Here is a 12,869-nt window from a genome sequence, read left to right as displayed (position 1 = left end):
CGTCATTGTACAGAATAAAGCGCTTCAATCTGTTGGGCTACCTTTTTGTCCCAGGCGGCCTGCATTCCCGCATTCAATCCGTGACCGGTTTCGCCGTCGTACTGCTCCTGGTCGCGGTTCATGTCGCGGAAAGCCTCTAAAAACTGGTATTGAATTTCGCTATCGTAGTCTTCGATCGTCAACTCGGCCTTTCGAAGGCGTTCCTTGAATTTCTCTACAACAAGGCGGGTAATGTCAAAATGGATCTGCTCATGTCGTAATGTTCCCGCATTCCGCGATTCAGGCCGGCCCCACGACATGCTTTTGACCATAAATATCTTTAAACCTATTTCCACTACCAGGTCATCGCCCTTCGGATATGAATGTCCCTCATACCCGAAACTGGTAAATACCGCAGCGGCATAGCGACTGCCGGGTTTTGCACTCCTTACTTTGAAGTCGTTCCAGATCAGGGGCCGTTTTGGAGAATAAAAGACCGTATCCTCCGACGTGGAGTTACTGATTTCCTTGAATGCCAGCACAAGGTTTCGGGCCAATGCGGGTGTTTTACCGGCGTTGGCAGCCATCCATTTTTGAAAATGGCTTAATGCTTGATCCACAAGCTGTCTGATAAGCTTATCGTGCGTAAATGCGGTTTCCGGGCGGGTGTAATTGGCGGATGTCTGGTATCCGGTCAGTTCGACGGGCTGCATGTCGCGGTACCAACGAAAGCGGACATTCAGTCGCACTTCGCCGGTAACTTTGTTCGGGCCTACACGTTTCTCATTGACAGACAACTCTTTGATCGTAATGTACAGCGGCAAATAAGTCTGTTCTTTTTTGGGTGCTATAAATGACCAATATTCGAACAACTCACTTTCGGCCCTGCCTGGGAGTACAGCGGGTATTTCCTTACCGAAAGCGATCACTTTTCCCAATGTCGCGCCGGGCTGGGGGCGTTGGTCTTCGACATTCTGAATGAAGAATTTATAGGATTTAAAAAGACCCGCGGGGTCTTTGGTGAGCGTCACAATAGACTTGTCCTGCTGTGCGAGCAGCGGGGTAAGGGCACTGATCAGGAAGAAAATAAGCGAGATGCTTTTGGTCATACTTTTCAAACTGCGTTGAATCCAGCCGTCATTTTCCTAATTTTGTACCCTGAATTTGGATTAAACAGAGAATGACATTAGCTACAACGAATTTGCGGCCGGAATTTGATGACATTTATATGGACCTGGCAAAAAATCTTGCCAAACGTTCACATTGTATAAAAGCGCAGGTCGGTGCGGTGCTAACGAAGGACACGCGGATTATCTCGATCGGCTACAACGGGCCGCCCGCAGGTACGCACAACTGTGATGAGGAATTTCCGGAGGTAGGATGCCCAAGAGATGCAAAAGGGAGCTGTTCGCTGGCATTGCACGCGGAGCAGAATGCGATTCTTTTTGCCGTAAAAAATGGCTCCAATATCGAAGGATCCACGCTTTTCGTGACGTTAGCGCCCTGTATAGCCTGTGCCCGTGTGATTTACACGATGAAGATCAAAAAAGTCTTTTTCCTGCATTCGTACGCGGCTTACAAAGGTATTGCCATTGAGGAAGGTGTCGAATTTCTGCGGCGGTTTGGCGTGGATGTGGAGCAGTATAAGCCAATGGGTGAATGACTAATGAGTGAATGAGCCAATGAGTGGATGAGTGAATATTCGATTTAATAAGTATTCACTCATCGCTCCGCGACCCGGTCAAAATTCACTCATTAATGATGATGAACACCCCCCGCACCATGTACATGCCCATGATCCAGCTCCTCACGCGTGGCTGCGCGTACAGATAGGATCGTGCCTGCAAAATGCATTTTTTTGCCTGCGAGCGGGTGGTTGAAGTTCATAATCACTACATCGTCCTGGATTTCGACGATCTGGCCATGGAGCCTTTCGCCGTCTTCGTTGGTCATCGGGATGATATTTCCGACTTGCAACAGTTCGTCCTGATCCACTTCGCTGTTCTGGAATACCGATTTGGGCAGATCTACTACCGCTTCTTCATCGTATTCGCCATAGCCCTCCTCGGGAGCAACCGTAAAATCAAAAGTATCGCCAGCAGAGAGCCCCTCAATTTGGTTTTCGAAGCCTTCTGGCAAGCCGCTAATGCCGTGAATAAAGTACATTGGGTCGTTTTCGGTTACCACTTCCACGATATCCGTTTCACCTTCAGAGTCGGGAATGCTGAGGCTATATGTCAACGCTATGACGTTATTTTTTTCGACTTTCATTTGCTAGTTTGATTAAAATAATGGTTGTTGTAAAAGAATTGTTCCCTGGAAGAGTACTGGAACAAACGTACGGCAATTTTGTCAAAATGTCATTTAGATGAATTTTTTAGCGCATATTTTGCTGTCAGGCGAGAATGAGGGGGTGATGATGGGAAATTATGTCGGTGACTTTATCAAAGGACGCTTAACCGAAGAGAAGACGGCAAACTGGAACCCCAACTATGTGCTCGGGTTGAAACTTCACCGCTTTATCGATTCATTTACCGACAGCCATCCCGAAGTGCGGGAAGCCAAAGATGTGGCGGCTGTTACCCAGGGAAAGCTGGCGGGCATTGTGATGGATATTTATTTCGATTATTTCCTGGCCAAAAATTTCGCGCATTACCACGGGGAACCGCTCCGCGTATACGCGCATCGGACGTATTCCATTGTCGAAAAAAACGAGCATTTGATCCCTGAAACGATGATCCCGATGGTCCGATCGATGATCCGCCAGGACTGGCTCACTGCTTATGCTACACTCGATGGCATCGATACCACCTTTCACAGGCTCTCCCGCCGGGCCGAATTTCTGGCTCCCATCTCCACGGCTGTGAGCGATTTGCGGGCTAACGAAGCGTTTTATTACACCAAATTCCTATCTTTTTTTCCTGAATTGCGCCGTGAGGCCGGGCAATTTATCATTGAAAACGCGGCATAAATCGGCGCTGAAGGGTAAATTTGATGTCCGGATCATATTCCGGTCCCAATCTGCAAACTAATGGCACAAACACCCGATATCGTCCTCAAAGAAATAAAAGGTAAGAAATTCCGTCCGCTGTATTTTTTGCACGGCGACGAGCCCTATTACATCGACTCTATTGCTGAAGAGCTTGAAAACAGAGTGGTTCCGGAGTCGGAGCGGGGCTTTAATCAGTTTGTGCTTTATGGAAAAGATACCGATGTGGCCGGCATACTTAGCTATGCCCGGCGCTTTCCGTTTATGGCTGAGCGACAGCTGGTTTTGGTAAAAGAGGCGCATAAACTGAATGGTATTGAGCAAAAGGAACAACAGCAGCGTCTGGAAGATTATGCATTGAACCCGGTGCCGAGCACGGTGCTCGTTTTTTGTTATCACGCCAATGCCGATGAACGGAAGTCCTATCTCAAAGCCTGCAATGCAAATGGGGTTGTTGTTCAGTCCAAGAAGATGTACGACAATAAATTGCCGGACTGGGTCGCCTCATTTTGCCAGCATGAGGGCGTGAAAATTAGTCCGAAGGCGGTCCAAATGCTGGTAGAAAACATTGGGAATGATTTAAAAAGGCTTTCTAACGAAATCCGCAAGATCATGGTCAACCTGAGGGTGGGTGAAGGCATCGACGCGTCGGCGATTGAGCGGTTTGTGGGGATTAGCAAGGAGTACAATGTGTTTGAATTCCAAAAGGCATTAATGCACCGGGATGTATTGAAAGCCAACCAGATAGCGGCTTTTTTTGCATCCAATCCCAAGGATAACCCATTGGCGCCAGTACTGATCATTCTATTCGGATTTTTCTCGAAGCTGTTGCTGACGCATGCGGCGAGGGACAAGTCGGAAAAAGGACTGGCGGTGGAGCTGGGTGTGAATCCTTATTTTGTCAAAGATTACCTGCTGGCAGCGCGTAACTATCCCATGGCTAAGGTGGCGAACATTATCCATTATCTCCGGGAATGTGACGGCCGTTTGAAAGGGCTCGATGGCACGAGCATACCCGAAGGCGAGCTGCTCCGCGAGCTGGTTTTCAAGATCGTGCATTGATTTAATTTTGAATGAGTGAATGAGTGAATAACTGAGTCAACGGTGATTATTCGATCATTCAGTCATTCAAACATTCAGTCATTAAAATTATTCCCCAAAATGGACCATCCAACTATTTTGATTCCCGTACCGCCGTTTTTCAGCTTTCAGGAATGCCTCTGGTTTTTGAACCGTAATTACGACGATTGTCTGCATGTGATCAGTGATAATGCTATTTGGAAGGCCATTCAGACACCTTTCGGAGACGTCCTGTTCCATATTCAGGAGCATGGGGGATTTTTGGAGATCGAGACATTGGCAGGTCCCGCCAATCCCGAATGCAGGGACTTTCTGACCAGCTTTGTAAAGGAGTGGTTCGACCTGGAACGCGATATTCAGCCGTTTTACGCGCATTTGAAACGCGACAAGCGCCTGGCTTATATGGCAGACGACTTCACTGGTCTTCGTTTAATCGGGATTTCGGATATGTTCGAGGCGCTGTGCTGGTGCATTATCGGCCAGCAGATCAATCTTACATTCGCCTATAAGCTCAAACGACGCCTCGTGGAGCGCTTCGGCCGGCATTTGGAATGGGATAACCAGGTATTTTACATATTTCCCGACGCGGAGACGTTGGCTAATGCGGAGGTAGACGAGCTGCGCGCGATGCAGTTCTCGGAGAAGAAAGCGCAGTACATTAGTGGCATCGCGCGTGCATTTGTTGCCGGTATGCTCAGCAAAGAAGGAATCGCGGCATTGCCTGATTTTCCGGCGCAACAAAAAGCATTGACAAGCCACAAAGGCATCGGCATCTGGACAGCGAATTATGCGTTGATGAAGTCGCTACGCGTTCCGCAGGGCATTCCGCATGGCGATGTAGGTCTGTTGAATGCATTAGTTGCACATGGGATCATCGCCGACCGGACCGAGAAGGACAAGATTAATGCTTTTTTCGGCGCATTTGCAGGTTGGGAGACTTACCTTGCATTCTACCTGTGGAGAAGTCTGGCGGTGAAAGCATTAGTCTGATCCTTGTTTCCATTTCAGATAAGCCTCACGCAGGCAATGCCCACACGGGCGGTAACCGTGTGAGAGGGCATCACGCTCGTCTGCAAAGAATACCCGGTTACTACGTTTCATCCGCTTCCCGGAGCCGCAGGATAATTGGCCATAGATTTTCAGGTTACGGTTGCCGGCCATCCGAATTTCTCCGTTGTCGATCATACCTTTCAGTTTCCGGCTAGTCGCAAAGTTTTCGAGACCTATTTCTTTGTGGGCAATCATTGTTTTTTAGCTCAATGCGTCGTGAAAAATAATGCCTAAGGTGTATCGTTCGCCTTCGTGTACTTCGCTCACACCATGTTTCATGTTGACCCGGTAATATCCTTTACTTCCTTTTACGGGCCTGAAATTGGTCGTGAATAGCAGTGCATCGCCTTTTCGGGGCTTTAATACGATGGCTTTTGATTGGGCGCGCGGGACTTGCTCGGTCATGACAAACTCGCCGCCGGTATAGTCCTGCTCAGGCTCACTGAGAAATAACACCATTTGAATCGGGAAGAAAACGTCGCCATACAAATCCTGATGAAGGGTGTTATGGCCGCCTCTGCCATATTTGAGGATCAGTACGGTGGGTTTTGTCTGGTTTTCTGTTTTACAAATTTCTTGAAACTCAGCAAAATGGGCAGGGTAGGGTTGGTCCTTTTTCAAAACCTGCATCCATTGGTTGGCTATGGGAGCGAGTTTTGGGTAAATGATTTCACGAAGCCGCTGGATGATTTGTGGTAACGGATATGTGAAGTATTTGTATTCGCCTAATCCGAAGCGATAACGTTCCATCACGATCGTCTTGCGGTAATGGGCCGGATTGTCGTATTGTGCGATCAACTCATCGCATTCCATTTCATCCATCACCCGATCGAGTTGTGCGTAGCCACGTCGATGAAGATTATCACGGACAGCAGCCCAGTCGAGATTTTCGATATTGGTCATAGCAGGTGGCATTTTGATTTGTTAGACCAAAATTACCCGACCAGAGACTGGCTTGAAACCTGTTTCTTGCGTATTGGTTTTTAATGAGTGAATGAGTGAATCTCTCATTCACTCATTCACTCATTAAAATCACGCCGAAAGCACCTGCTCGTCTTTGCGTTCGCCGATTTGCTGGCGCCACATGGCGTAATACAGGCCCTTTTCTTCCAGCAACGTATGATGGTTGCCCGTTTCGATAACGCGACCTTTTTCAAGCACATAAATACGGTCGGCGTACATGATCGTCGACAGGCGGTGGGCGATCATCACGGTGATATGCTGGCGTTGGTCGGTAATGGTGCGAATTGTGTTCGAAATTTCTTCTTCTGTAAGGGAATCCAATGCAGAAGTCGCTTCATCGAAAATGATCAGGTTTGGATTGCGCAGGAGTGCGCGTGCGATCGAAAGGCGCTGACGTTCGCCGCCAGATAATTTCAATCCGCCTTCGCCGATTACCGTCTGAATTCCGTTCTCGGCCCGCGCCAGCAGATTGTAGCATGCTGCTTTCAGCAACACATCGTTGATCATCTCGTCGGTCGCCTCCGGATTAACGAATAGCAGGTTCTCCTTGATGGTACCCGAAAAAAGCTGTGTATCCTGTGTTACAAAACCGATTTTATGCCTTATTTCATCAAAATCAATCTCTTTTCCATTTACACCGTTATAAGAAACTTTGCCTTCAATTGGTTGATAAAGCCCAACCAGCAATTTTACCAGCGTCGTTTTGCCGGAACCAGAAGGTCCGACGAATGCGATCGTCTCACCACGTTTCACATCAAAAGAAATGTCCTCCAAGGCCGGACGATTGGCTGACTGATGCTGGAACTTTACATGATCGAACTGCAATTCTTTAATGTCTGTAATGACCTCAGGATTAGCAGGTTTGTGCTCGACGGGGCGGGCTAATAGTTCCTGCAGATTGTTCAGCGAAGCCTCGGCTTCACGGTAGGAGAGAATGACGTTACCCAATTCTTGCAATGGACCAAAGATGAAGAAGGAGTAAAATTGCATCATCATCATCTGGCCTACCGTAATTTTGTCACGGAACACGAAAAAGAGTAATGCGAACATCACGCATTGTTGTAGAAAGTTTACGAACGTGCCTTGAATGAAACTTACCGAACGGATACTTTTCACCTTTTTAAGTTCGAGTTTCAGGATTTTGTAGGTCGTGGTGTTCAGCCTGCCGATTTCCTGCTGCGTCAATCCCAAGCTTTTCACCAGTTCGATATTACGCAGCGATTCGGTCGTAGAGCCAGCTAGCGAGGTAGTTTCCTTGACGATGTTTTTCTGGATCGTTTTAATTTTCCTACTCAAAACACTCGTCAGAAATGCCAGTATCACCGAGCCTACAAGGTAGATCAAAGGTAAGAGCGGGCTTAGCCTGAATGCAACGATTACTACAAAAATTATCCCTACTGAGGTGAAAAACAGTACATTGACAAAGTTTAGGATGAATTTTTCGCAATCGGCGCGGACTTTTAAAAGCACGGAGAGTGTTTCGCCGGAACGCTGGTCTTCAAAATCTTGAAACGGCAGCCTCAATGCGTGCCGTAGCCCGTCCGTATAGAGGTTAGCGCCAAATTTTTGAATGACGACATTCACTAGGTAATCCTGAAACGCCTTGGCAATACGCGACACCATCGCTACGCCGATAATCATCAGCAATCCCATTAGTATGCCCTTAAAAAACGCATTGTCCAACCCGTTATTCCGGAATTCGGCTGCTTTATTGGCGTAGGGATCGATCAGATAGTTACCGAGGATGTATGGATTGAGGAGGGAGAAAACCTGGTTGATAGCGGCCATAATAAGGGCCAGAAATATAAGGCCCTTGTACCTGGTCAGGTATTGGAATAGTAACTTCATACAGTTGTGAGGTGATTCGGTGGTGTTATCAATTACTGTAAACCGAAACGGGCTGAATTTAATTCTCGAGAAGATACAAATTGGTGGAAATAAAAAAGACATCCGGAAGGGATGTCTTAGCAATGTAGCGGGGAGCAGGATCGAACTGCCGACCTTAGGGTTATGAATCCTACGCTCTAACCATCTGAGCTACCCCGCCGTCGTAATTGTGGTGCAAAAGTATGTTAAAGAATGTTACGATGCAACCAGTTTGCTGATTTTCGGCGTAAATTTCGCAGAATTCGGGAACAACAAATTTACATTTGCACGCTTTTATTGTTGATTTATGTTATATTACAACTTTTAAATCAGCACCTAAGGCAAGGCCTAACGAGGCCGCTCCTTTAATTTCAGCATATATGGAAAAATATAAATTTGTTACCGAATTTGAATTACGTTCCTCCCCAAAAGTTCTCTTTCCATATATTTCCACGCCTTCGGGTCTCCAACAATGGTTTGCCGAGAAGGTCACTGTGCTGCCCGATCACCGCTTCGACTTTCAATGGGATGGGGATAGTCACATTGCGCGGCAAACCGGCCTGCGGATCAACAAAGCGGTGCGTTTCGATTTTGAAGATACCAGCGACGATAACCTTGATAATAATCATCTGGAACTAAAATTAGAAGTTAGCGAGTTAACCCAAACAACCTTTTTACGCGTTATTGATTATTCTTCGAACCGCGACAAAGACGAGCTCCATTCATTGTGGGAGGGCTTTATTGATAATTTAAGAGAAATAGTAGGCAGTTGATGAAAAAGCTGGACAAGCTTATTTTAATGTCCTTTTGGGGACCTTTTGTGATTACAATGTCGGTCGTGGTGTTCGTTTTCCTTATGCGGATCATGATCTTTTATATTGATGACTTTGTGTCGAAAGACCTGAATGTCATGGACTATGCACAGCTATTCTTCTTTTTTAGCCTCATTACCGTACCCACCGCATTGCCGCTCGCAACTTTGCTTTCCTCGCTGATGGCATTTGGTAACCTGGGCGAATTCTTTGAGCTGACAGCCATTAAAAGTGCGGGTATTTCGGTTGTGCGTGCCATGGCGCCGCTGTTCATTGTTGCGGTCGGCATCAGTATTTTTTCCTTTTATTTTAATGACCGTGTATCTCCCTGGGCGAACCTGAAGGGGTATAGCTTGCTGTACGACATCAAAACCACCAAGGCTACTTTGAAGATTAAGGAGGGGATTTTTTACAATGATTTACCGGGATATAGCATTAAAGTAGACGAGAAGCTGGATAATGGAAAGATGATCGGCATGGTAATCTACAAGCATAACAGCCGGTCCTACGAGTTGGGGAACACGGAGATTATTCTTGCGGATTCAGGTCGGATGTATTCCATTAACGAGAACCGTTATCTGGTGATCGAGCTTTACAACGGAACCCGATACACGGATGAGCAAGGCTCGGGGAGTTCGCGGCCGGTTTATATTTCTTCTCCCGCAAGATCGCAGCCTGCTTATTCCAATTTCAACCGCCAGTCGTTCCAGCATTACCGCCTTACGGAAAGTCTGGCCTCGTTTGGTATGAAGCGTACGGACGAAGGACAGTTCAAGTACCATGAGTTCATGAAAAATATCAGTGACCTGACAGCAACCGCCGATTCATTACGGACTTCCTATCAGGAAACGAAGAAAAACCTCGTGTCCGGCAGCCAGCAATATTATTCCTATAACTATCGGCAAGGAACGGACAAGACAATCAAGTCGGGCAAATGGATCGATTCGCTGCTAACAAAGCCTGTTGCCGACAGTTTGAAAAAGGAAATCCTGATGAACACCAAATCGGCGTCGAATAGCATGTTGAGTTACATCAAGTCTCAGCAAGACTATTTGCAGACGAAATTGAAGGATGCGAGTAAATATGAACTGGAAAGGCACCATAAATATACCCAGGCGCTCTCCTGCCTGATTATGTTCCTCATTGGTGCGCCACTGGGGGCCATTATCAAGAAAGGCGGCTTTGGGGTGCCGGTGCTGGTTTCAATTATTTTCTTTATTCTCCTATATGTAATGACCAACCAGGGCGACAAGTGGGTGAAGGAAGGGCTGGTAGCGGTGCCGGTGGGCGCATGGATGGCAAACACGCTTCTGTTTGCTGCTGGAATGTATTTCATTGATCGGGCACGCAGCGACTCCCGGCTGTTTGAGAAGGATGTGTACCAAATGTTTTTCAAGAGAATTCTGGCCCGATGGACAAGTAGATTTGGGAAAAGAGAGCTTATCACTGATAATTAATTTAAATTATTTTAATAACCGGTTTAAAAAGCCTACTTTTGCAACTTTATTTGCGGCAAGGTGCCGTAATACTACATATCACTTTAATCTGTTGTTACAATCATGTATTTAACCGCGGAAAAGAAGAGCGAGATCTTCGAATCGAAAGGTTTTAAAAAGGAAGGCGCCGACACAGGCTCCGCCGAATCACAAATTGCTTTATTTACGTACCGTATCAATTATCTGAACGAGCACCTTAAAACGCACAAGAAAGATAATGATACACGTCTGGGCCTCCTCAAAATGGTAGGAAAGCGCAGAAGATTGTTGGATTATCTTTACAAAAAAGACATCAATCGCTATCGTGCGATCATCGCCGAATTGAACATACGTAAGTAATTTTAAAATCAGGGAACTTTACATATGTGAAAGTTCCCTGATTTTTTGCGGAAAAAACAAGAACTTACCGGGACGTCAGGACGGCGTTTCACAGCTACAAAAATCAAATATTCTATGCTCTTTAATATAGTTACCAAGACTATATCCTTACCGGACGGCAGGGAAATCACAATTGAAACAGGAAAATTAGCGAAGCAAGCCGACGGATCGGTAGTAGTAAGACTGGGTAACACTATGTTGCTGGCTACGGTTGTTGCAAACAGGGATATTAAGGAAGGCCTCGACTTTCTGCCATTATCGGTTGATTATCAAGAGAAATTTGCTTCTGCGGGACGTATTCCGGGAAGCTTCCAACGCCGTGAGGGCAAACTGTCCGATCACGAAGTATTGACCAGCCGTTTGGTTGACCGCGTATTGCGCCCATTGTTTCCGGACGATTATCATGCAGAAGTACAAGTAAATATATTGCTGATCTCTGCCGACGCAGAGGCATTGCCCGACGCACTCGCTGCATTAGCGGCATCAGCTGCATTGGCGGCTTCCGATATTCCGTTTGGTGGACCTGTATCAGAGGTACGCGTTGCCAAAATTGATGGCAAATATGTGGTTAACCCCGGTGCGACAGCACTGCAGGGTGCGACGCTCGACCTGATGGTGGGAGCTACGTATAATGATATTGCGATGGTGGAAGGTGAGATGAGTGAGGTTTCCGAAGAGGAAGTGATCGAAGCGCTAAAAATTGCACACGCAGTAATTAAAGACCAATGTGTTGCTTTGAAAGAATTTGAAGCGGCTGTTGGCAAAACTGAAAAAAGAGAATATGTAGGTGACCCGGCTGACGATGCGCTTGAAGCCCGTTTGCGCGAGTTTGCTTATGGCAAAATATATGCGGTAACGCAGTTGGGTTCTACCAACAAAACAGTGAGAAAAGATGGTTTCAAAGCTGTTTGGGAAGAATTCAAAACAACTATTACCGAAGAAGAGAAACCTGAATTCAGTGAAAGCCTGGCAAAGCGTTATTTCAATGACCTCGTGTGGGAGGCTTCCCGCCGGTTGGTGCTCGACGAAAGAACACGCCTTGATGGCCGCCGTCTGGACGAGGTAAGACCTATCGCGTCTGAAATTGACTTCCTTCCTAATGCACATGGATCTGCGCTCTTCACACGTGGAGAAACACAATCCCTGACGACGGTAACCCTTGGTACCAAACAGGACGAGCAGATCATTGATACCCCATTGAAATACGGTTACAGCAAATTCATGCTGCATTATAACTTCCCTGGCTTCTCAACCGGCGAAGTGAAGCCTAACCGCGGTCCTGGCCGTCGTGAAGTTGGTCATGGTAACCTCGCTTTGCGTGCGCTTAAAAAAGTACTTCCTGTTGAAACGGACAATCCATACACCATCCGTATCGTATCCGATATTCTGGAATCAAACGGTTCGTCTTCCATGGCGACGGTATGTGCGGGTTCATTGGCGCTGATGGATTCAGGTCTTAAGATTAAAGCACCTGTTTCGGGTATTGCGATGGGTTTGATCTCTGACGAAGCGACTGGGAACTATGCAGTCCTTTCAGATATCCTTGGCGACGAAGATCACCTGGGCGATATGGACTTTAAAGTAACCGGTACCGAGCAGGGCATTACGGCTTGCCAGATGGATATGAAAGTCAATGGTCTTTCGTTTGAAGTATTGACAGAAGCATTGATGCAGGCAAAAGCGGGCCGTTTGCACATTCTGGGTGAAATGAACAAGACGATCACCGAAAGCCGTGCAGATCTGAAACCGCATACACCACGTGCCGTGGTGATCAAGATCGATCGCGAGATGATCGGTGCGGTGATTGGACCAGGTGGAAAAGTGGTTCAGGATATCCAGAAAGAATCAGGCGCAACGATCTCTATCGAGGAGAAAGATGGTGCAGGCTTTGTAAGTATATTCTCTGCCGATAAGACTTCCATGGATAAGGCAGTTTCACGGGTTAAAGGTATCATCCTTGTCCCTGAAATCGGTGAAATCTATTCCGGTAAAGTGAAGTCGATCATGCCTTTCGGAGCGTTCGTAGAGTTCCTCCCCGGCAAAGACGGTTTGTTGCACATTTCCGAGATCAAGTGGGAACGTCTTGAACAAATGGACGGTGTTCTGGAAGTAGGAGAAGAGGTGCAGGTCAAACTGGTCGAAATCGATAAGAAAACAGGAAAATACCGCCTTTCACGTAAAGTATTGTTACCAAAGCCTGAGAACAAAAAAGAGTAATTCAGTGTTCTTGTAGGCAGGAACGGTAAAAACGTCGTT

Annotated in this window: 13 protein-coding genes and 1 tRNA gene; 8 read left to right on the top strand and 6 right to left on the bottom strand. The window is 46.8% G+C overall.

From position 1 onward, the window contains the following. Positions 1 to 2: 2 nt before the first annotated feature. A complete protein-coding gene (locus LZD49_RS05550) occupies positions 3 to 1,088 on the bottom strand; it encodes a hypothetical protein (RefSeq protein ID WP_234666322.1) in 1,086 nt (361 codons plus the stop codon). Positions 1,089 to 1,159: 71 nt separating this feature from the next. Here LZD49_RS05550 and LZD49_RS05545 point away from each other — a divergent pair, with 71 nt between their 5' ends. Next, positions 1,160 to 1,642: a dCMP deaminase family protein gene (locus tag LZD49_RS05545; protein ID WP_234666321.1), complete on the top strand. Its 483-nt coding sequence runs from the start codon at positions 1,160 to 1,162 to the stop codon at positions 1,640 to 1,642. 92 nt (positions 1,643 to 1,734) lie between these two features. Here LZD49_RS05545 and LZD49_RS05540 read toward each other — a convergent pair whose 3' ends face one another. After that, complete coding sequence (locus tag LZD49_RS05540; RefSeq protein ID WP_234666320.1) at positions 1,735 to 2,250, bottom strand: peptidylprolyl isomerase; 516 nt, start codon at positions 2,248 to 2,250, stop codon at positions 1,735 to 1,737. Positions 2,251 to 2,347: 97 nt separating this feature from the next. Between LZD49_RS05540 and LZD49_RS05535 the strand changes: the two genes are divergently transcribed. The 3 genes from LZD49_RS05535 (at position 2,348) to LZD49_RS05525 (ending at position 5,038) form a co-directional block, all read left to right on the top strand. Continuing rightward, positions 2,348 to 2,950, top strand: a complete 603-nt coding sequence (locus tag LZD49_RS05535) for an ACP phosphodiesterase (protein WP_234666319.1) — start codon at positions 2,348 to 2,350, stop codon at positions 2,948 to 2,950. Between the two features lie 60 nt (positions 2,951 to 3,010). Next, complete coding sequence (holA, locus tag LZD49_RS05530) at positions 3,011 to 4,030, top strand: DNA polymerase III subunit delta (protein WP_234666318.1); 1,020 nt, start codon at positions 3,011 to 3,013, stop codon at positions 4,028 to 4,030. 99 nt (positions 4,031 to 4,129) lie between these two features. Further along, entirely contained in the window at positions 4,130 to 5,038 is a 909-nt protein-coding gene (locus LZD49_RS05525) for a DNA-3-methyladenine glycosylase (protein WP_234666317.1), read from the top strand. Here LZD49_RS05525 and LZD49_RS05520 read toward each other — a convergent pair. The 4 genes from LZD49_RS05520 to LZD49_RS05505 all read right to left on the bottom strand — a co-directional run bounded on the left by LZD49_RS05520 (position 5,030) and on the right by LZD49_RS05505 (position 8,108). Continuing rightward, complete coding sequence (locus LZD49_RS05520) at positions 5,030 to 5,293, bottom strand: Ada metal-binding domain-containing protein (RefSeq protein WP_234666316.1); 264 nt, start codon at positions 5,291 to 5,293, stop codon at positions 5,030 to 5,032. The genes LZD49_RS05525 and LZD49_RS05520 overlap by 9 nt on opposite strands. Before the next feature lie 6 nt (positions 5,294 to 5,299). Then, positions 5,300 to 6,001 carry a 2OG-Fe(II) oxygenase gene (locus LZD49_RS05515; RefSeq protein ID WP_234666315.1) on the bottom strand — a complete coding sequence of 234 codons (702 nt, stop codon included), beginning with the start codon at positions 5,999 to 6,001 and terminating at the stop codon, positions 5,300 to 5,302. Between the two features lie 129 nt (positions 6,002 to 6,130). Continuing rightward, positions 6,131 to 7,909: an ABC transporter ATP-binding protein gene (locus LZD49_RS05510; protein ID WP_234666314.1), complete on the bottom strand. Its 1,779-nt coding sequence runs from the start codon at positions 7,907 to 7,909 to the stop codon at positions 6,131 to 6,133. Between the two features lie 125 nt (positions 7,910 to 8,034). Then, positions 8,035 to 8,108: transfer RNA gene (locus tag LZD49_RS05505), tRNA-Met, on the bottom strand. Positions 8,109 to 8,307: 199 nt separating this feature from the next. Here LZD49_RS05505 and LZD49_RS05500 point away from each other — a divergent pair. From LZD49_RS05500 to pnp, 4 genes are all read left to right on the top strand, one after another. Continuing rightward, positions 8,308 to 8,700: an START-like domain-containing protein gene (locus tag LZD49_RS05500; RefSeq protein ID WP_188929886.1), complete on the top strand. Its 393-nt coding sequence runs from the start codon at positions 8,308 to 8,310 to the stop codon at positions 8,698 to 8,700. Continuing rightward, positions 8,700 to 10,196, top strand: a complete 1,497-nt coding sequence (locus LZD49_RS05495; protein ID WP_234666313.1) for an LptF/LptG family permease — start codon at positions 8,700 to 8,702, stop codon at positions 10,194 to 10,196. The genes LZD49_RS05500 and LZD49_RS05495 overlap by 1 nt, the downstream gene beginning before the upstream one ends. Positions 10,197 to 10,298: 102 nt before the next feature. Further along, complete coding sequence (gene rpsO / locus LZD49_RS05490) at positions 10,299 to 10,574, top strand: 30S ribosomal protein S15 (protein WP_090152853.1); 276 nt, start codon at positions 10,299 to 10,301, stop codon at positions 10,572 to 10,574. A gap of 114 nt (positions 10,575 to 10,688) precedes the next feature. After that, positions 10,689 to 12,830: a polyribonucleotide nucleotidyltransferase gene (gene pnp / locus LZD49_RS05485; RefSeq protein WP_234666312.1), complete on the top strand. Its 2,142-nt coding sequence runs from the start codon at positions 10,689 to 10,691 to the stop codon at positions 12,828 to 12,830. Positions 12,831 to 12,869: the final 39 nt, after the last annotated feature.

The organism is Dyadobacter sp. CY261 (assembly GCF_021440085.1).
GTDB lineage: Bacteria > Bacteroidota > Bacteroidia > Cytophagales > Spirosomataceae > Dyadobacter.
This window is presented reverse-complemented; position numbering and strand designations above follow the sequence as displayed.

Bases quoted from the DNA above. Each gene is read 5' to 3' on its own strand.
- pnp (WP_234666312.1), top strand. From the start codon at position 10,689: ATGCTCTTTAATATAGTTACCAAGACTATATCCTTACCGGACGGCAGG.
- LZD49_RS05515 (WP_234666315.1), bottom strand. From the start codon at position 6,001: ATGACCAATATCGAAAATCTCGACTGGGCTGCTGTCCGTGATAATCTT.
- LZD49_RS05550 (WP_234666322.1), bottom strand. From the start codon at position 1,088: ATGACCAAAAGCATCTCGCTTATTTTCTTCCTGATCAGTGCCCTTACC.
- LZD49_RS05495 (WP_234666313.1), top strand. From the start codon at position 8,700: ATGAAAAAGCTGGACAAGCTTATTTTAATGTCCTTTTGGGGACCTTTT.
- LZD49_RS05520 (WP_234666316.1), bottom strand. From the start codon at position 5,293: ATGATTGCCCACAAAGAAATAGGTCTCGAAAACTTTGCGACTAGCCGG.
- LZD49_RS05500 (WP_188929886.1), top strand. From the start codon at position 8,308: ATGGAAAAATATAAATTTGTTACCGAATTTGAATTACGTTCCTCCCCA.
- holA (WP_234666318.1), top strand. From the start codon at position 3,011: ATGGCACAAACACCCGATATCGTCCTCAAAGAAATAAAAGGTAAGAAA.
- LZD49_RS05545 (WP_234666321.1), top strand. From the start codon at position 1,160: ATGACATTAGCTACAACGAATTTGCGGCCGGAATTTGATGACATTTAT.
- LZD49_RS05535 (WP_234666319.1), top strand. From the start codon at position 2,348: ATGAATTTTTTAGCGCATATTTTGCTGTCAGGCGAGAATGAGGGGGTG.
- rpsO (WP_090152853.1), top strand. From the start codon at position 10,299: ATGTATTTAACCGCGGAAAAGAAGAGCGAGATCTTCGAATCGAAAGGT.
- LZD49_RS05540 (WP_234666320.1), bottom strand. From the start codon at position 2,250: ATGAAAGTCGAAAAAAATAACGTCATAGCGTTGACATATAGCCTCAGC.
- LZD49_RS05525 (WP_234666317.1), top strand. From the start codon at position 4,130: ATGGACCATCCAACTATTTTGATTCCCGTACCGCCGTTTTTCAGCTTT.
- LZD49_RS05510 (WP_234666314.1), bottom strand. From the start codon at position 7,909: ATGAAGTTACTATTCCAATACCTGACCAGGTACAAGGGCCTTATATTT.